This window comes from Buttiauxella selenatireducens (genome assembly GCF_031432975.1).
Lineage (GTDB): Bacteria > Pseudomonadota > Gammaproteobacteria > Enterobacterales > Enterobacteriaceae > Buttiauxella > Buttiauxella selenatireducens.
Genome location: NZ_CP133838.1, coordinates 1,149,579 through 1,172,642, shown reverse-complemented (window position 1 = coordinate 1,172,642; position 23,064 = coordinate 1,149,579). Strand labels below are relative to the sequence as shown.

Sequence of the window (23,064 nt, the reverse complement as noted above, 5' to 3'; positions counted from 1 at the left end):
CCCCAGCATTCAGCCTCTTTTCATGCATGATAGAATCGTAACCCTCTATACTTTCAGGAGGTTATATGATCTATCTATTGGAGGATGAAACCTTCGTTGAGTTAGACGATTGGCAAAAAGTTTGTAAGAGGGCAAGCTACTTATCAAACTTGAACGTAGCTAATAAAAAACTAGAAAAAATCATCGGTTACTATGAACTCCCCAACAAAGTTTCTTGTGGCCTATCTAATTGCCACACACCTCACTTTAAGGGTTATGTCGTAGAAACGGATGATGGTTCGGAGACCAATATTGGGCATGCGTGCGGTACTAAATATTTCGATGTCGTTTTTGAACAGATGTCTTCAGATTTCATCAACGCGCTTGAAGTCGCTAAAGCCCGAGCATTTATTCATGAGAACAAGAAAAACGTTTTTGGTTTTTGGCAAGACGTCAATGCTTTGAGTGTTGGCAAGAAGAACATCCGCTGGGCGATAGACCTATACAAAAAGATAAATGATTCAGAATTTATAGGGCTCGCAGCTTATCGCGCATTACGACAGATGCTTGCAATTAGTAGTGGGAACGTGATCAACTCAAGACCTCCCACGCAAAAAGAAATCGAACTCGCCCAAGTCTCAGGGCAACCTATTCCACAATCAGTAGATATTATCGTTGGCTTTATTTCTTATATTGAATTTCTGTCCCCAGATAATGACCTGGAGAATATCTACGAAAAACAATTAAGAGGTTCTGTTCAAAGCTTGCAAGATGCAGATCCCGAAAAGCTATCCAGAACACAAATGAAACCAATTGTAAGCGGTATTAATTCACTAAAAAACAATATAACGAAGGCAAGTGAGCTTATCGAGATAGCACGATTATTTTTCACAAAAGAAAATCTTTCAGAGCTATTGAAAGGGCTTAAAGATAATAAAAATATTGGTCAAGCTGATATCCGACGCTACGAAGAATTTATTGAATCTCTCTAAAACAAAAAACCCGCACTCGGCGGGTTTAATCTATTAAAGTTGCTCAGTTCGTTTTTACGTCCCGAGCTTAGCACAATTCAAACAGTTTCCGCGCAACGATGCAAGCTAAATCTGGTGCTATTTGTGTCGAATACATCACACATTGGTGCGTATAGCATCGATTCCGCTAAATTTAACCAAACATCAATACGGGTTTCACAGGTCCTCAGGCACCATTCAGGGTGTTTGTAGTGTAGATCCCGCGCCATGGCCTTTTTGCTCATACGGCGTTGATAGCGGTCATTTAAATATCCGACAAGATGGCCATATCCTTGAGACTTCAGCACTGCGCCAATCACACCATCAATCTTCAGCGCTTCCTCGTCTGTACAGAACGCCAGGTTGCTTTTGTGTTTCCCGTTCAGGATATCCTTCAAAAACTCTTCCAGTTCCGGTTTTGTAATACCCGATTTCTTCATACGGCGAAGTGCTTCATTAATGGCTGTTTTGGTTAACGTCTTTGTAGCCAGAAGTTGGTTAAACATATTGCCGCCACTACCACCACCAATAAATGACCAGCGGCCCCACATGCGGAGCTTGCCCTGAATCCAGACACTTTCTAATGTGTGTAAACGAACCATCTCACCGCTTTTGCCAGTTGCTGTTGCATTAATCATTATTCGTCTCCCTTACGCCAACACGCCGAGCGCGCAAGCCCGGTCAAGAATTCGGATTATCATTGCCGGTTGCGAGCCATGCTTTTGCTCAAACTTAACCGGGTCGTTATGTAGTTCTGTATGGCAGATACGGCAAAGGGGAATCGAAAGAAGGTCATGAGCTTTCGTGCCCATCCCACCTTGTCCCCAGCCAATTAGGTGGTGCGGATCGTCAGCTGGTGAGCCGCAGCCTTCACATGGCTGTGTTTTCACCCACTGAAGGTATTTGGGTTTTTCCAGACGAATACGCTTTGGACGACGCATTAATGTTGCAGGGCTCTCCGGATCCACCTTCAGCTTGAGTACAGGTTTCACTTTCTCCTGGATAATGCTGGTGGCCGGTAACTCTGGAACAATATGGCTCTCGCGGCTTACTGATGGGATGGTTATCCTTGGCATATCAAGGGCACGGCGGGCCATACCCTCAGGCAGTGCCTCGACAAGCTCCATAGTTGTTGCCCACCAGCACAGCTCAGGTAACGTCAGGATATGGCTATCGTTAAACCTGAGAGCTACGCGGGCAGTATCAATTATCCAGGCAACAACGTTAGCTTTCGCCATATTGGATAACTGTTCAGTGTGGTGATCACGAAGTTTGTTATCGCAGTGCCAACACAGACGTATAGAGCCAGAATGAAACCGCGTCGTTACCAGCTCGTTATGGTGATAATCGGAATGTGGCCACTGGCAATCGATGGGTTTTCGCATTAGCCAGGCATCGAGCCCATTAAATCCACCAGCAGCCTGAATTACCTTCTCATTGGCGAAAAATGGTGCCAGAGCCGGATCATCACCAAGAGATTGTCTTGCGGGCGGCAATGCACCTGAAGGCCACTCAATCATGTACTCCGGCGCGTAATCGATAAGAACCCGACCAGAAAACAGCGGTAGTAGTTCTTTCCCTGGCTTGAGTATCGCCATACCCAATTCAGTAACTACAACAGCACTAAGCAGCGCTCTCATGACACCTTCCCGATAATGATCTGCCCTTTCTCACCCCATATTTTGGTAATGCGGCAATCCCAGATGCTTGAGTCATCGTCAAAGAGTGCGTCCATTAGAGCTTTAAGCATGTTGTCGCAATCAGGTTTTGACTGGTGTGGCTTGCCCTTCATCTCTGCGCGCTTCCTCTTGCTCCAGCTCTGCGGCATAGGCATGACGAAAGTGATATGGGCGCCTGACTCAGGAAGGTCAATTTGGTGCAGACGTGCATCATCGCAAAACATTCGATAGCGCATTACCTCTGGTCGTTGCTTCCACTTATCGGCGCGGGTCATTCGAGGCTTACCTAACGGCGTGATGTCGTAGGCGATCATATAGCTTCACCCTGCAGTTGAATCAGCGTTAGTTGCCCGGTAAACACTGCACCACTGTCAATGTAAAGCTGGTTACCGAATTGCACTGGTGATGTCACAGGTGTGTGCCCGAAGACAAACAAATCAGCACCCTCGATATCGCTCTTTCTGCCTTCCTGTGATTTGTTTACACGCCCGCGATTCCAGATCACTTGCTCAGCACAAACTGACTTACCGAACTCGTAAGAATCATCAGGGTAGTCAGCGTGGGCTATAACAATCGTTTTATCACCGGTCACTAACTCAAGAACCAACGGAAGCCTGGCAACTTTGACCATCAATGAGCGCATGAGTATTTCTTTGTCGGCATCGAGCTGATAGAACCAGGCTCCGCCATTACCCACCCAGTGACGAACACCAGATATGTTTTTGGCATCAATAGCCATTTGCTCGTGGTTACCGCGAACAGCCTTGAACCATGGCATCTCGATTAACGCCAGGCACTCGCAACTATCCTGGCCTCGGTCAATTAGGTCACCTACTGAGATCAGCAAATCTTGTGAAGGGTCGAAAGCAACCTCTTCAAGTTTGCTCATCAGCAGCGAATAGCAGCCATGTAAATCACCCACAACAAAGATATTGCGGTACTCAGTGCCAATGATTTTTTGATAGCCGTTAACGAACCCCGTATCGGGATTGGCTTTTAGATGTGATGATTCTCTGGTATCGGCATTAGCCGGTATCAGGAAAGAAGTGGTGTTCTTGATTTGGTTTATTTGCGCCATGGTGTTCACTCCGTGGCGCATCGTAGTCAGGTTATCGGTTGTTCAGGCCGATTCGCATATTATGCAAGGCATGTACAATAAAGGTCAATTGTTGGCAGATATCTCTCTTACCATCTCAACCAACGTTGCACGCGAGATGACGCGCTCATCCTTCTGAAGATTCTTATGACCTATTTCTAGACCATCGTTGTTCAATAGCACGCGCTCCCCCGCCTTGAGTTTAAAAGAGCATGCTACTGCACCGTCGGAACGCCTTACTAGATAGTAAGAATCACTCCCCTCAGAACTAACTTGAGACACATCAACCCCCTTACGGATTGCCTAATTACCGGGACCCAGAATCCCACTTTGCAAAGCCATCTCGGCTATGCGTAACCACTCTAGCAAATTCGACTTTTTTCCTAATAACCTGCGAGGAAATAAAAATCCAAAAAATTGCATTCAGTAGTTTTTGCTACCACTACTTAAACATACAGCATACAATAACTGTATATAAACACAGTATTATTTTCTTTTCCCAAGTATGCACAAAAACTATGTATCTATGCAAGGCTATTTATCTAACTGATTTAAATAATCTTTTTCGCTACATTAGATCAAAATTTGATCGTTACTATTAACGAATGCCTGGCGGCAAATTTGTCGAGCTTAACTGGTTGAATGGCTGCGCTTCGTCACTACCTGTCACTCATTGACACTGCTTAGTGTCGACGTAAACGAATCTTAAACGACCACCAGCCAAGTTAGCAGGTTGAAATTTTGTTACTGTTATGTGCTCACTAATTAATCACTTTCATTGATCAATATGATGCTATCGATCGGTAAAATCGATCATGATTTACTGCTAGCTTGAGCAAAATATTCATAAGCGCTATCATTTCGCCTCGGCCTTTTTCCCGGCAATACAATTGAGGGTTCTTTATGTCCCAATTTTTGGTTTGCCCCGAGATTTCTGTTTTGTATTTTTAAAACGAAGAAATCCCCTCCACGGGGAAAAAACAAAGAAGTAAATTTGGAGGGCGCGCGAAAGCGTGAACAGCAAAAATAAGCCGGGGCAACCCGGCTTTCCCTTTCATGTCAGGTAGTCTGATATTTCACTCCGCACATTTCTGGCAAATTAGCCCTCACCAGTGCCTCAGCGAATGGCGGCGGTAGTCATAGACTAAAGCACTGCACACTTCCGCTTCATCTCTGCTAGTTCATTGGATAGCTGCATCATGCCGTTGTGGTGAGGTTGAGATTCCAGTTCCGCGATGCGCTGTCGCTGCTGGTTAACTTCATCGAGCAATTCGCATGCATTACGACCTTGCTCTTCGCTACGCTGTTGCGCCTGCTCTAGCGCCGCTATCAGAGCCTTGGCTTCATCTTCCTTCAAAATCACGTTGTCAAAGCTTTCAGTCTGCTTTTTGATTTTGGCAATCAGCGCTTCGAGTGATTTAGTCATTGCCTTTTCCTTTAACAAAAAGAATCCAATGGGTTTTATCGTTCTTGCCAGTGCGCTGCGTGATAATCGGTTTCTCATCCGTTAGCGCCAGAATTTCCCGAGTCGGTATCTGCGTTTCGTTCCATTTGAAAATGAGCACGCCGTGTGGCCACAACACCCGGAACGCCTCTGCGAATCCATCGCGCAAATCATCACGCCACGTTTCCTTATTCAATTTTCCGTACTTCTTACCCATCCAAGCGTTATCACCAACACGCTCAAGGTGTGGCGGATCGAACACGACAACAGGGAATGAATCGTCGGCAAACGGCAATGCGCGGAAATCGGCAATTAAGTCCGGTCGGATTACCAGGCGGCGGTCATCGCAAAGCGTGTGCTCTTCGCTGCGAATATCACTAAATACAGCACGTTCATCCTGCTTATCGAACCAGAACATGCGCGAACCGCAGCACATATCGAGGATTGAAGGCAGCGCTTCGATGTTATTGCTCATCAGTAGCCTCCACTCGACGAAATTCAATTACCCATACCCATGGATTGGCTTGCCAGCTCTTTTCGCCGTAAATGGACTCCCATAACGTGGCAAACTTGTTCGTGTGAGATGCCTTTATTTGGTCTGTATATGCAAGGTTTTCCCATTCATCCTCTGGCACCCCCTTACCGGCAAACCACATCGCGGTGCTGACACCTTCTGCCCTGGCATCATCTTCGGTAACGGCATTCAGCCGTTCAACTCGCACCGCGGTAATTTCCAGCAGAATGCGGCTGGCCCAACGTGGCATGTGGATTGATGGCGTCCACTTATGTAATGGCTGTTTGGTGCATGTAGCAACCGGAACCGTGCGTGTTGATTCAGTGAAGCTATTGCGCTCACTTGCCTTGTACATCAGACGGGCAACATCAGTAGCGCAACCCATGACACGGAACGTTTCACGAACCCAGATGCGGTCGCCTACGGACCCGAATGGGCAGCAGTGTTCTTGAAGGAAAAGATGGTAATCGGTAATAGGTGAATTGCCTGGTATGAGGTCAGAAACATGCACCATGCTTTTTAATTTATTCGATGAAAACCAAAAATCTCCTGGTCTTGTTTCTGATTGTTTCGGCTGAACCTTCATAACCCGCCGTGTCTGCGTCTTCCGTCCGTCGAGAATGGCGCGAACCATCTCACCGTTGAATATCATTCCACGCTCTTTCATACAGCAGCTCCTTTGCGCAGCTTTAACGTAATCCGAATAGCGTTTAATACATCGCGCACATTATCTTCACTAACGGTCATCTGGCGGTAAGCTGGCATTCTGGCTAAGAGTTCTGCAGGCTCAGTGCTCAGGATCTTCTCCACGCCCATTACCTGAATGCTTGCCAACATGACGCTTGTTGCTGGTAGCGCGTCAGCATGTGAATACCAAAGCTTGTGCATATTAGGGCCATCATAAGCGCCATCTGACTCATAACCGCGTAGTTCTTCAGAGAGGCAATCATTCATCGTTTTGATGGTCGAGTTCTCGACCGCAAGGTTAACCACCTGCTGGTTTAACTCGTCATACTGTTTGCACTTCTCGCGTAGCGCTAAGGTCGTTATGTCCAGTTTGTCGGCCAGATTGCTAATCATCTTCGCAATTTCAATAATGGCTGTTTCTGAGGTCATCATGTCGCGGAACTGGCGACCAGCTGCTGTCAGTTCTGAGTTGTTCTGGTTATTCATGCGCGTGCTCCACTGCCGAAAATTTTGTGTACCTGATAGCCCTGCCAGTTCTGGCGACATTCTTCGCAAACGATGTTGATTTCAGCTGGTTTGCTCTTTGCGCCGTTAACCAGATTTTCAGCTCTGAGTGCGCGCTGCATCTCACGGTATGCTGCGCAATTCGCACGGCGCTTTGTCAGCCGTTTCTCACTTGAAATCTCAATATACTTTTCGTAATCAGCAAAATTCAGGAAGTACCCTTGCTTGTTGTGCTTGTAGATATCGCCATTCTTGAGGGCCTCATCGAGAAAGGCCCTTGCCGCCCAGTCTGTCTCGTTTATCAAGATCCGAATGTCTTTGAGCATCAGACGTAGAACAACTGCCAGCTTTTCTCGAACAATACTCAGACGAGCTTGATAAATTGCCATTGGGTCCGCCCGATCCGGAGACAGCGAATAAACATAACGGCGCATGACTCCAGTGCGTATCAGTGTTCCGTCGCGCAGCATGGTGCCGAGTAAGTTTGAGCACTCTCGAGGATTCATTTTCATGAAGGCTGATATCTCAGGAAGCATGGCCTCTTTGTCATAAAGAAAGCTGATAACCGCCTGCACTACACTTGTTGTTTTCATCAGAAACCACCCCGCTTTTGTGTTTTGCTATCCTGTTGCTGGCGCTTCATCGCAGCTTCTTCCTGGATACAGTCGTAAATAACCCCGTAACGCTGCTCGCAATAAACAACGCCGGTATTCCCATGGCGGTTAAGTCGCAACAGTAATTCGGTATCAGCCTGGTTTGCTTGCTCGTCGTAGGCACCTTCGCGATAGATACCAACCCAGTAATCACAGTCCTGCTCAATCTGGCCCGTATCACGAGAGTCACTCGGCAACGGACGCTTGTTGGTTCTCTTTTCCAGATCGCGGTTTAACTGAGTCAGCAAAACAACGACACAATCCAACTCCTTCGCCAGGTTCTTAAGCCCCTTGGTAATAGCGCCAAAAGCCAGGTCATTTCGCTCAGCCTTGTCAGCGGTCATAAGCGTCAAGTAGTCCACCAGCACCATGCCAACCTTGCCGCGCTGACGCTTGATGCGTCTGGCTTCAGCAACAATGTGAGCAAGTGATGGTCCGGCCGTATCGTCGATGTAGAGGTTGTTGGTATTGATGAGAGCAGCTAAGACACCCTGGGCCTTGTTGAAATCGCCCTGCCAGTCCCCTGAATAACCAAAGTCGGATTTTTTCATGTCCGGATAGAACACATTCGGGTTAATCCGCGCCTTCTGTGCGATGATTTTTTCCAGAATTTGTTCGTCAGGCATTTCCAGGCTGAACATCAGCGCAGGCTCGTTTTCTACGGTGGCACAGTTGATGGCCATACTTGAATACAACGTCGTTTTACCCATCTTTGGACGCGCACCAACAACCATCAGCGAACCACGCACTAGGCGTTTCACCCCAAGCAGATCATCAAGTGAACCAATACCGGTTGTCAGGCCACGAACCTTCTCACCACTCATTCGCAGCTCAAGTTCATTGGACCAGCTATCGGTCACTTCCAGTAATGGGCGCAGACCACGACGGCTCCCTGTTTTGGCATGATCGGCAACATCGGTAACCAGCATCTGGATAGCGTCAAATTTCTGGGCCGTTGTCATGCCGTTACGGGAATGAAGCAACTCAATAGCATCAGTCAGCTTGCCAATGCCGTAACGCTCCATGGCCTTCTCACGAACTACGATGGCGTAGTGCACGATATTGGCTGAACTGGGTGTGTTCTTTGAGAGCTCAGCCAAGTAAGCAAACCCACCCACAATTTCAGCAAGGGATTTAGCTTCAAGAGATTCAACCAGCGTGATTAGATCAATCGGTTTTTGTTCGGAGATTAGTTGGCGCATTTCAGCAAAAATCAGCTGGTGAGCACGCCGGGAGAACGAATCAGGCTTGAGCATTGCCATTGCTTTCATGCTGCGCTCGCTGCCGTTATCCAGCATCAGCCCACCCAGGACACTCTGTTCAGCCTCAAGATTCTGCGGGGCAAGATTCAGATCAATTGTCATCACGATCCCCCTCGCGCACTTCGAGATACAGCGTGGCAGACAGGAAGCTGTCGAACTTCATGCGCCGCCAGGTTCTGCCAGTGCGATTGTCCGGACGGTCTTCCAACATCCAGCGACAGCTACGGCTGATGTACTGGAGATACTCGCGAAACCCCTGAATGGTCAGCGGCTGCCCGTCATCGAGCTGACGAGCGATTCTGTTAGCTTCGAGCCAGAACTTGCGGATCAGATTGCGACGTTTGTCACTCATGGCTCTCCAGCCACGAGCTTCTGGCAGTTCGTCTTTCAGGCATTGCCAGACTTCTTCGCAGGAAAACTTATGCTTCTGGACAGACGGTTTTTTGTCGCCAGTTGCACACTTAATACCGTCAGGTATTAAGTTATTAGTATTTATATTGTTTGTGGCACTTTGTTGGCACTCTGTTGGCACAACCTCGGCTACAGGCTGCGCCCTATCTGGGTTTGCGTTGGCATTCTGTTGGCACTCTGATGGCACAAAAAACTGCTGATAATCGTCATATTTCGTGACAGTCAGGAGCGTGAATTTCTTATTTGCCAGCGTGGTGATCATGCCCATTTTGGTGAATTTATTGAGCAGGTATTTGACTCTGTCCGGAGTGATGCCAGTCTCTTTAGCAAGCGTATGACGACCTGTTATTGCCTGCCCACGACCAACGGGATGATCTCCAAATTCAGTGGCAACCATGCCCGGTGCAGAGTTCACTTTCATGATGATATGAACCCACAGATGCACAGCCTCACTATCGGTTTTATAAAACGGTAGACTCTGAATTTTACGGTGCAGGAATACCAACCCCTGACCTGTTGGTTGTGGCATCTCCATGGGCTGCGCAGCCCCTCTAAAATCGGATAAACGAAGGACATTACTCACGACCTTCCCCCTTGCGTTTCAGTTCTTCCAGGATGGCGCGCATCTTCTCGGCCACTGTCGGATTAATCGAACGTGCCAGGCGGTCACGAGTATTGTTTTTATGTACAGCGATCTGGTAATAGCGCGGTTTATTTGCCATTATTCCTCCTGCATTTACTTCCGTATGTGCACCTGAGAGCCGTTGGTGTTCGCGCACCGCGGCTTTCGCCTTTTTGATATCGTTCATCTCAAACCATCCCCAACATGGTTGTGACCATTGCCATCAGTGGACCTGTTAAATCGGGGTCTATTCGAAACATTTCCACAATACCTTCGCTCAGCTCTTTCAGCTTTTGATGCTTCGGCGCTCCCAACATGACAACCTGTTTTGCCTCACTCACTTCTTTTTCCAGTGCTGCCAAACGCGTCATGATGTTGTCTTGTGGCTTCAACTTTCCCCGATACTCAAGCGGTAGAGCACCGAGGATGGCCGGAGCCAGTAACTCGATGTTTTGCTGATATCCAGCAGATCCACGTTTGTTATCCAGCCAGCGGAAAAGCTTCACTTTCCACACTTCAGGTTCGTCTGCGATATCCAGACCTGTTAGCCCAAGCGCTTCGTACTCGAGCTGTATTTCGATTGCTACCACCAGCTGACCTGCGTCAGCTGCCCAGGAACGTACTGCTACGCTAATTTCTTCATGACTGGCATTTGCTTTTGGTTGATTTCGATATATCAACCGCTCCGCTGTGTGTGAGCTATCATTCTGAAAAGCGATGGTTTGCATGGTTATGGCTCCTACTTTGGTAAACCATCTGTAGGGTTTGGGTAGGCGTTGGGGTCGATCTCATGAGGGGTAACTTTCCAGTTAAGGATTCGACACAACGGCAAAATTCGACCGTGCGGGACCTTCCCCTTACGCAGCCATTTGCCAACGGCCTGAGATGAGATGCCGAAGCACTCGCCAATACCTACCTGAGACATGTAGCTGCTGATTTTTTGTTTAATTTGGTTATCCATTTGCTGTCCTAGCTGTTTGCTTAAGGTGATCGGAGAATAGCACTTAAAACTTTTGGTTCCAACAAAAATCAAACCAATAGTTCTAATGAACTATCAAACCATTGGTTGTAAAATGAAAATATGAATAAAATTCCTCACCCTGTATTTGCTAAAAGAATCCATCAAGTGATGGAGGAAAACGGCTGGAGCATGGCGGACCTCGCGCGGCGCGTTATGCTTTCCCACACATCCGTGAGAAAGTGGGCCAATGGCGCATCAGCTGCGAGCGGCGAGCGCCTCAAAAGGCTGGCTGCTGTAACCGGCAGACCTGAATATTGGTTTTTCATGGAACAGGGAGAGGAAAGCGAGAACGGCGAAGAGCTGCCAGCATTACCGCGCGTGCTTGATGAGAGAGAAGAAACCTTACTTTCCCTTTTCAACCAGTTGCCGGATGCTGAGAAGTTACGACTGATTATTCACACCAGAGGCGTGGTTAGAGAGATGGATCTTCTTAAAAACGATGTATACGACATCATTCACGATTTGAAGAAATAGACCCTTTCAAACCCTCTCCATAACAAGGCACCGTATCGGTGTCTTTTTTTTCACCCTTAAATAGAACTATTAGTTCCACTTTCATTTTACACATCGAACCTTTGGTTGTATCTTCAAGCCATCGACAACAAGCGCAGCGTTGTCAGGTTAAAGATTTGTTCTGGCAGCCGGGAAGACGGTAAAGGGGATTTATATGGTTCACCAACACTACGGCACCATGCCGATGATTCGTCAGTGTGTGGCGCCGGGAATGATGGCGTTACATGAAGGTCGCACCTACCGCGTATCAGCTGTTATCAACGAACGCCAGTGGGTTTACTTGCACACCGATCTAGAAGTTCTTCGCATCAATGATTGTGTGCTTGAGGTTTTGTTAGATGGACACGGTGATCCGTTAATTCATTGATGAAGCTGGCAATAACCCGGTGTACGGGCGCGGCTAACAACCACCAGCAACAAATTTAAAAGTGGCCACGAGGCCGAAAAGCTGATGAAGAAAGGGAATAAGGACAATGAGTGAGCAAGCAGTTGAAGAAGCATTAAACGAGCCTTTGCTTATCGCAAGCCCATATTGCCAGGCACTGAAAGAGCTGCGCAGCCAGCCGGAGCATGTACTGAAAGAAGTTGGCGATCAGTGGTGTACGCCAGACAACATCTTTTGGGGCATTAATGCGATGTTTGGCCCACTTGTTCTGGACCTGTTTAGCGATGGCCATAACTCAAAGTGCGCTGCGTTTTATACCGCCGAAGACAATGCTTTAACTCAGGACTGGTCAGCTCGACTTGCCGAACTGAATGGCGCGGCATTTGCTAATCCGCCGTACAGCCGTCCCGCAAAACATGGCGATCAGTATGTTACGGGCATGCCGTACATCATGAAACATGTCAGCGAGATGCGTGAAAAAGGTGGTCGGTATGTCTTTCTGATTAAAGCGGCAACCAGCGAATTATGGTGGCCTGACGATGCCGATCATGTGGCTTTCATTCGTGGCCGCATTGGTTTTGATTTACCAGCCTGGTTTGTTCCAGCTAATGAAAAACAAGTCCCAACGGGCGCGTTTTTCGCAGGTGCAGTTGCTGTTTTCGATAAGAACTGGCGCGGCCCAGCGATGAGCTACATCAACCGAAATGAACTTGAAGCGCATGGTGATGCATTTCTGGCACAGATCCGCAAAGAGGCAGAGCGGTTGTTGCCGCAGATGAAACAGCCTGATGCTATCAAGCCAAGCCAGAAAACACCTGCGGTAGAGCCTGAGCTTCCACTGGCCCAGCACGACATTCTCGCTAAAAGTGGTATTGAGGTCTGGGGATGCATTCGGGCGGCGTTCGGAGACAAGGCCGCGTACACATTCAATGAATCGAAATACGCCCATGTGTGGGCGGCTGATTCTGTCGAAGCACCGGATACGGTCGCAGTGCCAATTGACGTTATTGCCCGCGCCAAAAAGATTATCCGTGACAACTTAGTTAGCAAGGGAGTCTCTCAATGGCTTATTCAGCAACCTTTCGAAGGTGGAATTGCTCCTCCAGATATCGTGGAACGCCTGGAGCGTGTAGCCGAAGAAGCCATTGAAGATTATGGGATGACAATGACTAGTTTTCTGGATGCCATGAATTCTATTGATCGTGAGCACTGGAACAACATCAGACATCTCAGGGCGAAGCTGGCGGAATACAGAGAGCAACGGGAAATAGCTGCATGAAGCTAACCCCGGAGCAATTAAACGCCGTCAGATCACAGACGAAAATTTGCGCCCGGGCATTGAAGGATGCACTGAAAAAAGCTCAAGAAAACAGGCTCGATATTATCCGTGATGTGATTACGGATCATCACAGAAAGCTCGAACCCATGGGTATCAGCAGAACTCTCTTCAAGTGGCATATCGGTGTTGTAAACAAGGTATTTAAGGAGAAGGAATGAGCGACATCATTGATAACGCCAGCGACCTGGAAGAATTGCAACGCAACGCAGCATTGAGCCTTATACGTATTAACCGAAACGCAGTCTCAGCATTGCACTGCATGGAATGTGAAGAGGAAATCCCGGAGGCTCGCCGGAAAACGATTCCCGGTTGTCAGTTGTGCGCGAGCTGCAAGCAGATTGATGAGCTGCGGAATAAGTCGGGGTCGCGAAGAAGCTGACTCAATTAAACGAGACATTGAAGAACCTGAACATATTGAAAACTGCGTGCACAAAAACTTGCTGCAGTTTGATTTTGAATTATCAATTTTTACGGCCCCACTCGGGGTCTGGGTGAGGAAACTATGACTGACAATGAAAGCTGGATGGATACAAAGCGCGTATGTGAATTCTTGTGTGTTTCACCACGCACATTGGCCCGGTACCGTAACAAAACGGAAAACCCATTCCCAGAGCCAGCTTACTCATGTATGGGTGCATCAAATCGCTGGAAGCGTGCTCAGGTTGTTGCGTGGCAGACAGCAGAACAATCCCTACCAAAACGCAAACCACTTGAGCACATTCATCGCGAGCGGGATACCAAGGGGCGTGTTACATCGCTTCGCGCGGTTTGAACTCTAGAACGTCAGGCTCAACAATACTCATGAGCCTGGCCCACCACTTGCTGTACGCTTCCCGCATTTCACTTATGTAGCTGTGTTTGTCATACACAGCCCATACGCCAGGCAGTTTGTGCCCCAACATGATTTCAGCAATATGCGGCTCTGTCAGCTCTGAGAAATTGGTTCGCGCAGTTCTGCGCAGATCATGAATGGAAAAGTGCGGTACGTTCTCGCTGTATGCCTTCAACATAAACACCCGTAGGTTGTTACTGATGCTCAGATGGAAAGTTTCTGTCATGGGTTTATCGCCATAACGGGAGAAAATAAACCGCCCTGGTTCATCGGGTTTATCAGGTAAGCGTGGTGTCAGTTCCATTGCCCGACTGATAAGCGGAACAATCTCTGGAATAATTGGGCGCACCAGTGGCTTCTTAGTTCGACGACCGGTCTTATGGTTTTCTGGTGGGATAGTCCAGATTCCATCCTCAAAGTTGAAATGCGAACGTTCGGCAAGGCGCAGCTCTGCGATACGGCACCCCCACAGCAGGCAAAGTTTAACGAGGATCTTATTACGCTCCATCAGACGTGAATCTTCCACTGCTCGCCACACTAGCGCTATCTCATGACGTGAAAGCGTGCGCTCACCTATCTTTTTCTCAATGCCAAAGTCTTTCCCTGAAAGTTCGGACAGTGGGTTTCTTTCAAGAACCTGCCGCTTTACCGCCCATGAATAACACTGTTTACCATTGCTTATGACGCGGCGGGTAATTTCACTATAACCCTCAGCGAGGCGATCCAGAACGGTGAGCCAGTTATGAAGAGTTAAATCTTCTGCCGGGTACTTACCAATTTTCGGGAAAACGTGAAGCTCGAAAGTTCGCAGTATCTGATCGGCGGTTACCTTCTGAATACAGACAATGCCATGCCATTCACGGAACAATTCTTCGAACGAATATCGCGAGTTTATTTTGGCACTGTCCAGCCCTTGGCGAACCCGTGGATTTTCTCCCCTGGCAAGAACGGCAGCCCACTTCTCAACTTCTTCCCTTGCAGCCTTAAGGCCAAACGCGGGGTAACTGCCGATCGTCAACTTGTCCTGTTTACCCAAGTAGCGATAGCGATAAAAGAAGGTCACTGCACCCTTTTTACTGATACGCACCCACAGGCCATCGCGGTCTGCTTTCTCTTCAATTTTGTCCCGATCTTTTCCGAGACAGGACTTGAGATAACTATCTGAAATCGCCATAGAAAAACCCCACCCGTGTCCACCGTGGACACACCCCAGTGTGTCCATCATAGATTATGGACACGCTGGTGGACACAAATTTGTTGGCTTATCGTGTCTTATGCTCGCAAATGGATGAGGTTGGAAATGCTGGAAGGTATTGGTATTGCTGGGTTTAAATGGGGGTTTTGGCAGATGGTGGCATATACTGACTTAGTGTCTATTATCGATGTGGGCAATAATAGAAAAGTTACGTATATTCTTCATAGTTAGAGGTTTTTATGCCTTACAAATCCGGGAAAGCTCGGCGCAATGCGCTGTACAGAGCGTGATGTCAATGGCTGTCTTTTGCCTGAAACGCCGCATTCTACACTACAACGAGAAAGCGAGGAAACAGGTCATCTTGCAAGCGTAGTTGAGAGATGAAAGACCTACGGAAAGTGTGTCTAAAAGATTGCGGGCAGCGGAGACGTCACTGGCTGTCCGCAGAAGTCGTCGTTTCGACTCTTAGAGCATTTGGCGGTAGCGCAACGCTGAGAATAACGGGTTGCCAGGTTTCACGGCGACTGAATTTCAATGAGAATTCACGCGCGATAAGAAAACCGCCCACTCCGCCGATCAATGCCCCACAAATCGCCGCAAGGTTGGTACCAAACAGCGCCTGAAACAGGGCTGAAACCACGAATAACCCAACCAGCGGGGACATATAAACCAGTAACGCAGAACCTATCAGGCTACCTTCAGCAATACCCAACTCGACTTTTTGACCCGCCACCAGCGGCGTATCACAAGCAACCGATAAGGTGTGATTCGTTTGCGGACCGAGTTTGTTGAGAATACGACTGCCACAGCCTGCGCGTGAAGCACAGCTACTGCATGACGCTTTTACGTCACAACTCAGCAATGCTTCACCCTTTTGCCAGGAGATGACTGTTGCCCACTCCTTGATCATTGCGCAGTCCTGAATTTGATGCTGTCAGCAATACGTTTTGCCGTTTGTGGCGGCAACTCACCGACGATTGTGATTTCAGTTTTATCCCGAACTTCAGAACTCACTGTGCGACGCCCAGTGCGCAGTATCTGATCGGTGCTATTGCTGGCAGCGCGACTAATGTTGACCGAGAAACTGAACAAACCGTCAGAGTAAAGGCGTGATTCGATTGGAACATCCACGGTCGGCAATGGACGGCGGCTGCTGGAGACTTCACTAAAACCTTGCGGCAACCAGGTAGGTGCCCAGGTAAAGTTAATTTTCTCAGCGCCAGGAACTGACAACAACGGCGGTAAATTCGCCTTCGCCAGACTTTGCATCATGCCATTAGCTTCTTTGCTGACGTTGAAAGAGATAACGCGGAATTGTTCCAGCGTCTCGCCATCACGGTCCAGCAAATCAACACGCAGCGGTAATTTCGTTTCCGAGTCCATCCACACCATATAGCTGTATCGGGTGCCATCTCGTGCCACGACTCGAATGACTTCGCACAGACGATCGGCAATACGCGTCCGTCCGACAGAAATGAAGTCGTAATAAGGCGTCAAGCGTTTGAAGTCGGTGTAGACGATTGATGGAAGCGAATCAACGATGTAGTCCCCCGTGAGCGTAAATGGCTCAAGTCCAGGTTCAAAATAGCTGATTTCACTGCCACGCTGGACAACTTCTCGGCGTGGGCCATCCATCTGAAGCAATTGCGCAAGTGGACGATTATCAAGCCTTGCATGGCGATAGCGTAAGGACTCTATCCCTTGCTTATTAATGCTGATAAATGCCAACTCATAATTGAGTGACTGACTTGCCTGGTTCATCTGCTGCAACAATGCCCCGGACGAAACAGTGTCCGCCGAGGCATTTGAGCTGAACAACAGGCTGCTTGTCATAAGAGACAGTGCATACCAAAGTTGCTTCATTACTGCGATTGAGTTCCTAACGTTTGGTTACCTGGCACTTGTACCGCAGCTTGCTGGGTTTGTGCCTGTTCAAACTGGAGTTGCTCGGCGTGTAAACGACGCTGCAATTCATAATCTTGCAGCATAGCATTGATACGTCGACGTTGTTCCTGTACCTGCTGCTGACCAGTGCTTGCAGTACTGTCAGAAGGAACACCCAAGCTTACCGGGCTCGCTTTACCCATCATAGGTAAAGTATTGAACACAGGTGCTTCAGGCTGAGCAGGATTGTCAGATTGGCCATTATAGTGCTGCACGCCAACAATTACCGCAAGCGATACGCATGCTGCAACACCCACTTGGGTCAATTGGCTGGCCCAAGGACGTACCTTTTTCCAGAACGACATTTTTTGCCATTGTTGAGGTTCAGGCTGTTGTTCTGTAATAAGTGGCGTGACATGACGCACTGGTTCATTTTCGATCGCCGCCATGACATTGGCTGCAATATCAAAATGAAGCAATTCACTGGTATCGCCGCGCATAGTGTCGCGGATTAGGTGGTAGCTCTCCCAGCGTTGCTGCAATGATTTGTCTTGTGATAAGACGCTTAGCAGCTCGCTATCCAGAGTTTCCCCATCCATTAAAGCGGAAAGCTGTTCTTTCTGCATGCCTAATTACCCTTCCAGTAACCCGCTATCGTCAACGCCTGATAAGCGGTTGAACTTTATTATCAATAGCTTCCCGCGCACGGAAAATACGAGAACGGACAGTCCCTACCGGGCAATCCATGATGGCGGCTATTTCTTCATAGCTCAAACCATCCAACTCCCGCAGCGTAATTGCCATGCGTAAATCTTCCGGGAGTGACTCAATAGTACGGAAAACTATTTGTCTCAGTTCTTCAGACAACATTAAGTTCTCAGGGTTCGAAATTTCTTTCAATGCACTGCCACTTTCGTAGTTTTCCGCATCAATTGCATCCACATCGCTTGATGGAGGACGACGACCCTGAGCAACCAGATAATTTTTTGCCGTGTTGACCGCTATACGGTACAACCATGTATAAAACGCACTATCGCCACGGAATGAATCCAATGCGCGATAAGCTTTGATGAATGACTCCTGCACCACGTCAGGAACATCTCCTGAAGGTACATAGCGGGAAACCAGGCTCGCCACTTTATGCTGATAGCGAACCACCAGTAAATTAAATGACTTCTGATCTCCCTTCTGGACCCGTTCGACGAGGACCTGATCCGTTAACTGCTCGCTCATCCGAGGTAATATCTCCCCAAACCTATTTCCACGCGTAATTGAAAAGCCATCCGAACTCTGCATAAATGAGCAAGTTCACGGTTGGAGCGCTCGATTTGAGCAAAGTTCCATTACGCCATTGTTTTCCTGATCTGTTCCACGAATTATCTCTTCTTGATTATAAGTTTCATGGCACAAACGGTGACACCTTTTTTGTCCTAAAAGGCGATCGCTATATTCATGCAGAGTATCGCATGAATCATGATTTTTCATTAGAAAATCTGCCACTAACGGTGAACTGGCACGAAAAAGTGCTTATTAACGCTATTATTCGGATGAAACTGAGTAAAACCCTCCACATGTTTAGTTGATATAACTCAGGTTTAAAAAAAGCGTGTTACAGCCCACATCGGGTGATATGCTGGCCCAACCTTTGTTTAGTAAATTAAACACGATGAACGCAAATTCCGAACTCGCTTGTGATGTATTAATCGTCGGTAGCGGAGCTGCTGGCCTCTCTCTGGCTTTACGGCTTGCCGAAAACTGCAAAGTTATTGTTCTGAGTAAGGGGCCAATAAATGAAGGCTCGACTTTCTATGCTCAGGGTGGCATTGCCGCAGTGTTTGATGAAACGGATAGCATCGATTCACATGTCGAAGATACGCTGATTGCAGGCGCCGGAATTTGCGATCGAGAAGCGGTAGAGTTTGTTGCCAGTAACGCACGCCATTGTGTGCAGTGGTTAATCGATCAGGGTGTGTTGTTTGATACTGAGATCCAGGAAAATGGAGCCGAAAGCTACCATTTAACTCGTGAAGGTGGACATAGCCATCGCCGCATTCTCCATGCTGCAGACGCCACGGGTAAAGAGGTTGAGACTACGCTGGTCGGCAAAGCGTTGAGTCATCCAAACATTCGTGTCATCGAGCGTAGTAACGCAGTCGACCTTATTGTTTCAGATAAAATCGGTCTACCCGGCACGCGACGTGTCGTGGGGGCCTGGATCTGGAACCGTAACCGAGAGAAAGTGGAAACTTGCCGTGCGAAAGCCGTGGTTTTAGCCACTGGTGGTGCGTCGAAGGTTTATCAATATACAACCAACCCAGATATTTCCTCCGGTGACGGTATTGCCATGGCATGGCGTGCAGGTTGCCGTGTGGCCAATCTGGAGTTTAATCAATTCCATCCCACAGCCCTCTTCCATCCACAGGCACGTAATTTCCTGTTAACCGAAGCATTGCGTGGTGAAGGTGCTTACCTCAAGCGCCCGGATGGCAGCCGCTTTATGCCTGATTTTGATGAGCGCGGCGAACTAGCTCCGCGGGACATCGTTGCGCGTGCAATTGATCATGAGATGAAACGTCTGGGTGCCGATTGCATGTATCTGGATATCAGCCACAAGCCAGAAGAGTTTGTGCGCCACCATTTCCCAACCATTTACGAAAAACTTATGGGGCTGGGTATCGATCTCACAAAAGAACCCGTACCCGTGGTGCCCGCTGCCCACTATACCTGCGGCGGTGTGATGGTCGATGAAAATGGTCGTACTGACGTTGATGGCTTGTACGCTATCGGCGAGGTCACTTATACCGGCCTGCATGGCGCAAACCGTATGGCATCGAATTCGTTATTAGAATGTCTGGTTTATGGCTGGTCCGCTGCGGAAGATATAATGAAGCGCATGCCATACGCTCGCATTTCCAGGTCGTTGCCTGACTGGGATGACAGTCGGGTCGATAACCCAGATGAGCAGGTGGTTATCCAGCATAACTGGCATGAGCTTCGTCTGTTTATGTGGGATTACGTCGGGATTGTGCGTTCCACGCGCCGCCTGGAAAGAGCATTGCGCAGAATTACCATGTTGCAGCAGGAAATCGACGAGTACTATTCCCACTTCCGTGTGTCGAACAATTTACTGGAACTGCGCAACCTGGTGCAGGTTGCAGAGCTAATTGTGCGCTGTGCCATGATGCGTAAAGAAAGCCGGGGTTTACACTACACGCTGGACTACCCGGATTTGGCCGAAAACTCCGGGCCAAGCATTCTTTCGCCGCTTTACATAAACAAATAGAAGTCCTGGGTCAGGCCACAGTAACCTTCGGAATATTGTTGGTCTGGCCCACGAATAATCAAACGATCGGTAAAATATTCCCCGTCAGTCGGCGAAAGCGCCAACATCACACGATGGGGCAACCGCGTTTCATTATCTGCAATATCAGTACGATAACGAACAAACCATCCTTGTGTTTTTGCCAGTTCAGTAAAAGCCGTTCCCGACGTTTCAGGCATAATCACACAGAAAAAACCGTCTTCAGTAATCAATTGCGTGGCACTGCTCAACAACGCTTGATGGTCAAGTGTCGTGGTATATCGAGCCTGCGCACGTTCAGGGGATGCACAATCACTACCCTGTGAAAAAAAGGGTGGATTGCTGACAATCAACGAATAGCGTTGTGTAGCTTGTTGCGCCCACTCACGAATATCAGCGCAATGAACATTGATGCGTGAAGCCCATTTGCATCCTGCTGCATTTTCTGCGGCCTGCTCAGCGGCAAGAGGATCAAGTTCTACGGCATCAACAGTGACATTCTCAGGCGTACGTTGCGCCAGCATCAACGCCAGCAACCCACTACCCGTGCCTATATCCAGTACATTTTTAACTTTAGCGACGGGAACCCACGCTCCTAACAACGTGCCATCGGTACCGACTTTCATTGCGCATCGATCGTGCGCAACAAAGAACTGTTTAAAGGTGAATCCATCACGACGCAAAACTACTTTTTGACTGCACATCTTAGCTACCCTGTAGAGAAACTGGAGTAGCATAGGGGAAACTTGCTGCCAGGAAAAGCGTCAGTTACCCACACAAACAGATGAAGATCGCAGCCATAACGTCTATAATCGGCGCCCTACATAGAGGAAGACCATGACTGTAACCACTTTTTCCGAACTGGAACTTGACGAGAGCTTGTTGCTCGCGCTCCAGGACAAGGGCTTTACCCGCCCGACAGCTATTCAGGCTGCCGCCATTCCACCTGCACTTGAAGGGCGTGATGTCCTCGGTTCCGCTCCAACCGGTACCGGTAAAACAGCCGCTTATTTGCTGCCTGTGTTACAGCATTTGGTCGATTTCCCGCGTAAGAAATCTGGCCCACCACGTATTTTGATCGTCACGCCAACGCGTGAACTGGCAATGCAAGTGGCCGATCACGCTCGTGAACTGGCAAAACATACTCATCTTGATATCGCAACAATCACTGGTGGCGTGGCTTATATGAACCACGCTGAAGTGTTTAGCGAAAACCAGGATATCGTTGTTGCAACGACGGGTCGCCTGCTGCAATACATCAAAGAAGAAAACTTTGATTGCCGTGCGGTAGAGACACTGATTCTTGATGAAGCCGATCGCATGTTGGATCTGGGCTTTGCGCAGGATATCGAAACCATTGCTGCAGAAACTCGCTGGCGCAAACAAACCATGCTGTTCTCCGCGACGCTTGAAGGCGATGCGATTAAGAATTTCGCAGAGCGTTTGTTAGAAGACCCTGTTGAAGTTTCTGCAACATCTTCAACGCGTGAGCGTAAGAAAATTCACCAGTGGTACTACCGTGCGGACAGCGTTGAGCATAAAACTGCACTACTGGTGCATTTGCTACAACAGCCGGATACCACGCGTTCAATCGTGTTTGTACGTAAACGCGATCGTGTGCATGAGTTAGTGGCATGGCTGCGTGAAGCAGGTATCAATACCTGTTATCTCGAAGGCGAAATGGTGCAGATGAAGCGTACCGAAGCTATCAAGCGTTTGACTGATGGCCGCGTTAACGTGTTGATTGCTACCGATGTTGCCGCGCGTGGTATTGATATTCCAGAAGTGAGCCACGTGTTTAACTTCGACATGCCGCGTACCGCTGATACCTATCTGCACCGTATCGGGCGTACGGGTCGTGCTGGCCTTAAAGGTACCGCTATTTCTCTGGTTGAAGCACATGACCATTTGCTGCTTGGCAAAGTCACTCGCTACATGAAAGAACCGATGAAATCGCGTGTCATTGATGAGCTGCGCCCTACAACGCGTGCGCCGAGTGAGAAACTCACTGGTAAGCCGTCGAAGAAAGTACTCGCGAAGCGCGAAGAGAAGAAAAAAGACGACAAAGAAAAGCCGCGTGTGAAAGTCCGTCTGCGCGATAAAAAGAACGTCGGTAAGCGCCGCAAACCAAGCAGTGCAAAAAACGAATCAGCTGAATAATTCGTCAGTGAAGATAAAAACCGTCTCAATTGAGGCGGTTTTTTTACGATCAGAGTCAGTGTTTTAACCGTTTCATAACAGTTACTGAATCAAACCCATAAAAAAGCCGGTGCAACAGCCACCGGCTTTTTTCTATATTTTGAAGACTACAGTTTAAAAATTACAGGCTAGCAGTGAAAGTACGAGCAATCACGTCACGCTGTTGTTCTGGAGTCAATGAGTTGAAACGTACCGCATAGCCAGACACACGGATGGTCAGCTGTGGGTATTTTTCTGGATGTTTAACAGCATCTTCCAGAGTTTCACGACGCAGAACGTTCACGTTCAGATGCTGACCACCTTCCACACGAACTTCAGGTTTTGCTTCAACTGGGATTTCACGATACTCAAACTCACCCAATTTGCTCACTGCTACAACTTCGTCTTCTGCAAAATCGGCTTTAGCACATACACAACGCGCTTCGCCTTTCTCGCTGTCCAGCAACCAGATAGAGTTCAGGAGTGACTCATTTGCAGCTTTAGTAATTTGGATACCAGTAATCATTATATTTCTCCCTAAGGGCTAATTTTGTG

At 48.2% G+C, this 23,064-nt stretch carries 32 protein-coding genes; 10 read left to right on the top strand and 22 right to left on the bottom strand.

Translation table 11 applies throughout. The features are described 5' to 3' along the window. Positions 1-65: 65 nt before the first annotated feature. Positions 66-971, top strand: a complete 906-nt coding sequence (locus RHD99_RS05425) for a hypothetical protein (protein WP_309877802.1) — start codon at positions 66-68, stop codon at positions 969-971. Between the two features lie 77 nt (positions 972-1,048). Here the strand turns inward: RHD99_RS05425 and RHD99_RS05420 are convergent, their stop codons facing one another. From RHD99_RS05420 to RHD99_RS05355, 14 genes are all read right to left on the bottom strand, one after another. Then, complete coding sequence (locus tag RHD99_RS05420) at positions 1,049-1,627, bottom strand: DUF1133 family protein (RefSeq protein ID WP_309877800.1); 579 nt, start codon at positions 1,625-1,627, stop codon at positions 1,049-1,051. Positions 1,628-1,639: 12 nt separating this feature from the next. Then, positions 1,640-2,629 carry a DUF968 domain-containing protein gene (locus tag RHD99_RS05415; protein WP_309877798.1) on the bottom strand — a complete coding sequence of 330 codons (990 nt, stop codon included), beginning with the start codon at positions 2,627-2,629 and terminating at the stop codon, positions 1,640-1,642. Further along, positions 2,626-2,982: a RusA family crossover junction endodeoxyribonuclease gene (locus tag RHD99_RS05410; protein ID WP_309877797.1), complete on the bottom strand. Its 357-nt coding sequence runs from the start codon at positions 2,980-2,982 to the stop codon at positions 2,626-2,628. Before RHD99_RS05410 ends, RHD99_RS05415 begins: the two co-directional genes overlap by 4 nt. Then, on the bottom strand, positions 2,979-3,746 hold the full coding sequence (locus RHD99_RS05405; protein ID WP_309877794.1) for a metallophosphoesterase: 768 nt from the start codon (positions 3,744-3,746) through the stop codon (positions 2,979-2,981). Before RHD99_RS05405 ends, RHD99_RS05410 begins: the two co-directional genes overlap by 4 nt. Before the next feature lie 1,162 nt (positions 3,747-4,908). Further along, positions 4,909-5,190, bottom strand: a complete 282-nt coding sequence (locus tag RHD99_RS05400) for a hypothetical protein (RefSeq protein ID WP_309877793.1) — start codon at positions 5,188-5,190, stop codon at positions 4,909-4,911. Then, positions 5,183-5,683: a class I SAM-dependent methyltransferase gene (locus RHD99_RS05395; RefSeq protein WP_309877792.1), complete on the bottom strand. Its 501-nt coding sequence runs from the start codon at positions 5,681-5,683 to the stop codon at positions 5,183-5,185. Before RHD99_RS05395 ends, RHD99_RS05400 begins: the two co-directional genes overlap by 8 nt. Continuing rightward, entirely contained in the window at positions 5,673-6,389 is a 717-nt protein-coding gene (locus RHD99_RS05390) for a hypothetical protein (RefSeq protein ID WP_309877791.1), read from the bottom strand. Before RHD99_RS05390 ends, RHD99_RS05395 begins: the two co-directional genes overlap by 11 nt. Beyond that, entirely contained in the window at positions 6,386-6,895 is a 510-nt protein-coding gene (locus tag RHD99_RS05385) for a hypothetical protein (RefSeq protein ID WP_309877790.1), read from the bottom strand. The genes RHD99_RS05390 and RHD99_RS05385 overlap by 4 nt, the downstream gene beginning before the upstream one ends. Next, positions 6,892-7,506 carry a hypothetical protein gene (locus tag RHD99_RS05380; protein WP_309877789.1) on the bottom strand — a complete coding sequence of 205 codons (615 nt, stop codon included), beginning with the start codon at positions 7,504-7,506 and terminating at the stop codon, positions 6,892-6,894. The genes RHD99_RS05385 and RHD99_RS05380 overlap by 4 nt, the downstream gene beginning before the upstream one ends. Next, a complete protein-coding gene (locus RHD99_RS05375) occupies positions 7,506-8,930 on the bottom strand; it encodes a DnaB-like helicase C-terminal domain-containing protein (protein ID WP_309877787.1) in 1,425 nt (474 codons plus the stop codon). Before RHD99_RS05375 ends, RHD99_RS05380 begins: the two co-directional genes overlap by 1 nt. Continuing rightward, a complete protein-coding gene (locus RHD99_RS05370; RefSeq protein ID WP_309877785.1) occupies positions 8,920-9,822 on the bottom strand; it encodes a DNA replication protein in 903 nt (300 codons plus the stop codon). Before RHD99_RS05370 ends, RHD99_RS05375 begins: the two co-directional genes overlap by 11 nt. After that, positions 9,815-9,961, bottom strand: a complete 147-nt coding sequence (locus RHD99_RS05365; protein ID WP_309877784.1) for a hypothetical protein — start codon at positions 9,959-9,961, stop codon at positions 9,815-9,817. The genes RHD99_RS05370 and RHD99_RS05365 overlap by 8 nt, the downstream gene beginning before the upstream one ends. Positions 9,962-10,049: 88 nt before the next feature. Further along, positions 10,050-10,589 carry a toxin YdaT family protein gene (locus RHD99_RS05360; protein ID WP_309877782.1) on the bottom strand — a complete coding sequence of 180 codons (540 nt, stop codon included), beginning with the start codon at positions 10,587-10,589 and terminating at the stop codon, positions 10,050-10,052. Between the two features lie 11 nt (positions 10,590-10,600). Then, positions 10,601-10,822, bottom strand: a complete 222-nt coding sequence (locus tag RHD99_RS05355) for a hypothetical protein (RefSeq protein ID WP_309877781.1) — start codon at positions 10,820-10,822, stop codon at positions 10,601-10,603. A 120-nt stretch (positions 10,823-10,942) separates the two neighbouring features. Here RHD99_RS05355 and RHD99_RS05350 point away from each other — a divergent pair, with 120 nt between their 5' ends. The 6 genes from RHD99_RS05350 (at position 10,943) to xis (ending at position 13,891) form a co-directional block, all read left to right on the top strand. Next, on the top strand, positions 10,943-11,356 hold the full coding sequence (locus RHD99_RS05350; RefSeq protein WP_309877779.1) for a helix-turn-helix domain-containing protein: 414 nt from the start codon (positions 10,943-10,945) through the stop codon (positions 11,354-11,356). Positions 11,357-11,549: 193 nt separating this feature from the next. After that, the gene (locus tag RHD99_RS05345) at positions 11,550-11,762 is read left to right on the top strand and encodes a cell division protein FtsZ (RefSeq protein ID WP_309877776.1); all 213 of its coding nucleotides are present in this window, start codon (positions 11,550-11,552) and stop codon (positions 11,760-11,762) included. Positions 11,763-11,868: 106 nt separating this feature from the next. Further along, the gene (locus tag RHD99_RS05340) at positions 11,869-13,059 is read left to right on the top strand and encodes a phage N-6-adenine-methyltransferase (RefSeq protein WP_309877774.1); all 1,191 of its coding nucleotides are present in this window, start codon (positions 11,869-11,871) and stop codon (positions 13,057-13,059) included. After that, entirely contained in the window at positions 13,056-13,277 is a 222-nt protein-coding gene (locus tag RHD99_RS05335) for a hypothetical protein (protein WP_309877772.1), read from the top strand. The genes RHD99_RS05340 and RHD99_RS05335 overlap by 4 nt, the downstream gene beginning before the upstream one ends. Beyond that, the gene (locus RHD99_RS05330; RefSeq protein ID WP_309877770.1) at positions 13,274-13,498 is read left to right on the top strand and encodes a TraR/DksA family transcriptional regulator; all 225 of its coding nucleotides are present in this window, start codon (positions 13,274-13,276) and stop codon (positions 13,496-13,498) included. Before RHD99_RS05335 ends, RHD99_RS05330 begins: the two co-directional genes overlap by 4 nt. Before the next feature lie 123 nt (positions 13,499-13,621). Next, positions 13,622-13,891, top strand: coding sequence for an excisionase Xis (xis, locus tag RHD99_RS05325; protein WP_309877769.1), 270 nt, complete (start codon positions 13,622-13,624; stop codon positions 13,889-13,891). Here the strand turns inward: xis and RHD99_RS05320 are convergent. From RHD99_RS05320 to RHD99_RS23975, 6 genes are all read right to left on the bottom strand, one after another. Continuing rightward, positions 13,869-15,125, bottom strand: coding sequence for a tyrosine-type recombinase/integrase (locus RHD99_RS05320; protein ID WP_309877767.1), 1,257 nt, complete (start codon positions 15,123-15,125; stop codon positions 13,869-13,871). The genes xis and RHD99_RS05320 overlap by 23 nt on opposite strands. Positions 15,126-15,576: 451 nt before the next feature. Further along, entirely contained in the window at positions 15,577-16,056 is a 480-nt protein-coding gene (gene rseC / locus RHD99_RS05315; RefSeq protein WP_183270232.1) for a SoxR-reducing system protein RseC, read from the bottom strand. Beyond that, complete coding sequence (gene rseB / locus RHD99_RS05310; RefSeq protein ID WP_309877766.1) at positions 16,053-17,009, bottom strand: sigma-E factor regulatory protein RseB; 957 nt, start codon at positions 17,007-17,009, stop codon at positions 16,053-16,055. Before rseB ends, rseC begins: the two co-directional genes overlap by 4 nt. Further along, positions 17,009-17,656, bottom strand: coding sequence for an anti-sigma-E factor RseA (rseA, locus tag RHD99_RS05305; RefSeq protein WP_183270234.1), 648 nt, complete (start codon positions 17,654-17,656; stop codon positions 17,009-17,011). Before rseA ends, rseB begins: the two co-directional genes overlap by 1 nt. Positions 17,657-17,687: 31 nt before the next feature. After that, entirely contained in the window at positions 17,688-18,263 is a 576-nt protein-coding gene (gene rpoE, locus RHD99_RS05300; protein WP_016537822.1) for an RNA polymerase sigma factor RpoE, read from the bottom strand. Positions 18,264-18,285: 22 nt separating this feature from the next. Continuing rightward, positions 18,286-18,342, bottom strand: coding sequence for a hypothetical protein (locus tag RHD99_RS23975; protein ID WP_370090880.1), 57 nt, complete (start codon positions 18,340-18,342; stop codon positions 18,286-18,288). Here RHD99_RS23975 and RHD99_RS05295 point away from each other — a divergent pair. Continuing rightward, complete coding sequence (locus RHD99_RS05295; RefSeq protein ID WP_309877761.1) at positions 18,329-18,613, top strand: hypothetical protein; 285 nt, start codon at positions 18,329-18,331, stop codon at positions 18,611-18,613. The genes RHD99_RS23975 and RHD99_RS05295 overlap by 14 nt on opposite strands. A gap of 83 nt (positions 18,614-18,696) precedes the next feature. After that, positions 18,697-20,313 (top strand): L-aspartate oxidase, encoded by a 1,617-nt coding sequence (gene nadB, locus RHD99_RS05290; protein ID WP_309877759.1) that lies wholly within the window; start codon positions 18,697-18,699, stop codon positions 20,311-20,313. Here nadB and trmN read toward each other — a convergent pair. Further along, complete coding sequence (gene trmN, locus RHD99_RS05285; RefSeq protein ID WP_183270237.1) at positions 20,298-21,035, bottom strand: tRNA(1)(Val) (adenine(37)-N(6))-methyltransferase TrmN; 738 nt, start codon at positions 21,033-21,035, stop codon at positions 20,298-20,300. The genes nadB and trmN overlap by 16 nt on opposite strands. 133 nt (positions 21,036-21,168) lie before the next feature. Here trmN and srmB point away from each other — a divergent pair, with 133 nt between their 5' ends. Then, positions 21,169-22,491, top strand: a complete 1,323-nt coding sequence (gene srmB, locus RHD99_RS05280) for an ATP-dependent RNA helicase SrmB (RefSeq protein WP_309877758.1) — start codon at positions 21,169-21,171, stop codon at positions 22,489-22,491. Between the two features lie 160 nt (positions 22,492-22,651). On the opposite strand, the gene grcA is transcribed toward srmB, so the two are convergent. Then, a complete protein-coding gene (grcA, locus tag RHD99_RS05275; RefSeq protein WP_309877756.1) occupies positions 22,652-23,035 on the bottom strand; it encodes an autonomous glycyl radical cofactor GrcA in 384 nt (127 codons plus the stop codon). Between the last annotated feature and the right edge of the window lie 29 nt (positions 23,036-23,064).

Excerpts from the sequence above, each read along its gene's own strand:
- nadB (WP_309877759.1), top strand. The coding sequence starts at position 18,697 with ATGAACGCAAATTCCGAACTCGCTTGTGATGTATTAATCGTCGGTAGC.
- RHD99_RS05365 (WP_309877784.1), bottom strand. The coding sequence starts at position 9,961 with ATGGCAAATAAACCGCGCTATTACCAGATCGCTGTACATAAAAACAAT.
- RHD99_RS05320 (WP_309877767.1), bottom strand. The coding sequence starts at position 15,125 with ATGGCGATTTCAGATAGTTATCTCAAGTCCTGTCTCGGAAAAGATCGG.
- RHD99_RS05295 (WP_309877761.1), top strand. The coding sequence starts at position 18,329 with ATGAGCAAGTTCACGGTTGGAGCGCTCGATTTGAGCAAAGTTCCATTA.
- trmN (WP_183270237.1), bottom strand. The coding sequence starts at position 21,035 with ATGTGCAGTCAAAAAGTAGTTTTGCGTCGTGATGGATTCACCTTTAAA.
- RHD99_RS05355 (WP_309877781.1), bottom strand. The coding sequence starts at position 10,822 with ATGGATAACCAAATTAAACAAAAAATCAGCAGCTACATGTCTCAGGTA.
- RHD99_RS05350 (WP_309877779.1), top strand. The coding sequence starts at position 10,943 with ATGAATAAAATTCCTCACCCTGTATTTGCTAAAAGAATCCATCAAGTG.
- srmB (WP_309877758.1), top strand. The coding sequence starts at position 21,169 with ATGACTGTAACCACTTTTTCCGAACTGGAACTTGACGAGAGCTTGTTG.
- RHD99_RS05395 (WP_309877792.1), bottom strand. The coding sequence starts at position 5,683 with ATGAGCAATAACATCGAAGCGCTGCCTTCAATCCTCGATATGTGCTGC.
- rpoE (WP_016537822.1), bottom strand. The coding sequence starts at position 18,263 with ATGAGCGAGCAGTTAACGGATCAGGTCCTCGTCGAACGGGTCCAGAAG.
- xis (WP_309877769.1), top strand. The coding sequence starts at position 13,622 with ATGACTGACAATGAAAGCTGGATGGATACAAAGCGCGTATGTGAATTC.
- rseC (WP_183270232.1), bottom strand. The coding sequence starts at position 16,056 with ATGATCAAGGAGTGGGCAACAGTCATCTCCTGGCAAAAGGGTGAAGCA.
- RHD99_RS05375 (WP_309877787.1), bottom strand. The coding sequence starts at position 8,930 with ATGACAATTGATCTGAATCTTGCCCCGCAGAATCTTGAGGCTGAACAG.
- RHD99_RS05385 (WP_309877790.1), bottom strand. The coding sequence starts at position 6,895 with ATGAATAACCAGAACAACTCAGAACTGACAGCAGCTGGTCGCCAGTTC.
- RHD99_RS05345 (WP_309877776.1), top strand. The coding sequence starts at position 11,550 with ATGGTTCACCAACACTACGGCACCATGCCGATGATTCGTCAGTGTGTG.
- RHD99_RS05360 (WP_309877782.1), bottom strand. The coding sequence starts at position 10,589 with ATGCAAACCATCGCTTTTCAGAATGATAGCTCACACACAGCGGAGCGG.
- RHD99_RS05405 (WP_309877794.1), bottom strand. The coding sequence starts at position 3,746 with ATGGCGCAAATAAACCAAATCAAGAACACCACTTCTTTCCTGATACCG.
- RHD99_RS05340 (WP_309877774.1), top strand. The coding sequence starts at position 11,869 with ATGAGTGAGCAAGCAGTTGAAGAAGCATTAAACGAGCCTTTGCTTATC.
- RHD99_RS05420 (WP_309877800.1), bottom strand. The coding sequence starts at position 1,627 with ATGATTAATGCAACAGCAACTGGCAAAAGCGGTGAGATGGTTCGTTTA.
- RHD99_RS05335 (WP_309877772.1), top strand. The coding sequence starts at position 13,056 with ATGAAGCTAACCCCGGAGCAATTAAACGCCGTCAGATCACAGACGAAA.
- rseB (WP_309877766.1), bottom strand. The coding sequence starts at position 17,009 with ATGAAGCAACTTTGGTATGCACTGTCTCTTATGACAAGCAGCCTGTTG.
- RHD99_RS05410 (WP_309877797.1), bottom strand. The coding sequence starts at position 2,982 with ATGATCGCCTACGACATCACGCCGTTAGGTAAGCCTCGAATGACCCGC.
- RHD99_RS05425 (WP_309877802.1), top strand. The coding sequence starts at position 66 with ATGATCTATCTATTGGAGGATGAAACCTTCGTTGAGTTAGACGATTGG.
- RHD99_RS05380 (WP_309877789.1), bottom strand. The coding sequence starts at position 7,506 with ATGAAAACAACAAGTGTAGTGCAGGCGGTTATCAGCTTTCTTTATGAC.
- RHD99_RS05330 (WP_309877770.1), top strand. The coding sequence starts at position 13,274 with ATGAGCGACATCATTGATAACGCCAGCGACCTGGAAGAATTGCAACGC.
- rseA (WP_183270234.1), bottom strand. The coding sequence starts at position 17,656 with ATGCAGAAAGAACAGCTTTCCGCTTTAATGGATGGGGAAACTCTGGAT.
- RHD99_RS05390 (WP_309877791.1), bottom strand. The coding sequence starts at position 6,389 with ATGAAAGAGCGTGGAATGATATTCAACGGTGAGATGGTTCGCGCCATT.
- RHD99_RS05415 (WP_309877798.1), bottom strand. The coding sequence starts at position 2,629 with ATGAGAGCGCTGCTTAGTGCTGTTGTAGTTACTGAATTGGGTATGGCG.
- grcA (WP_309877756.1), bottom strand. The coding sequence starts at position 23,035 with ATGATTACTGGTATCCAAATTACTAAAGCTGCAAATGAGTCACTCCTG.
- RHD99_RS05400 (WP_309877793.1), bottom strand. The coding sequence starts at position 5,190 with ATGACTAAATCACTCGAAGCGCTGATTGCCAAAATCAAAAAGCAGACT.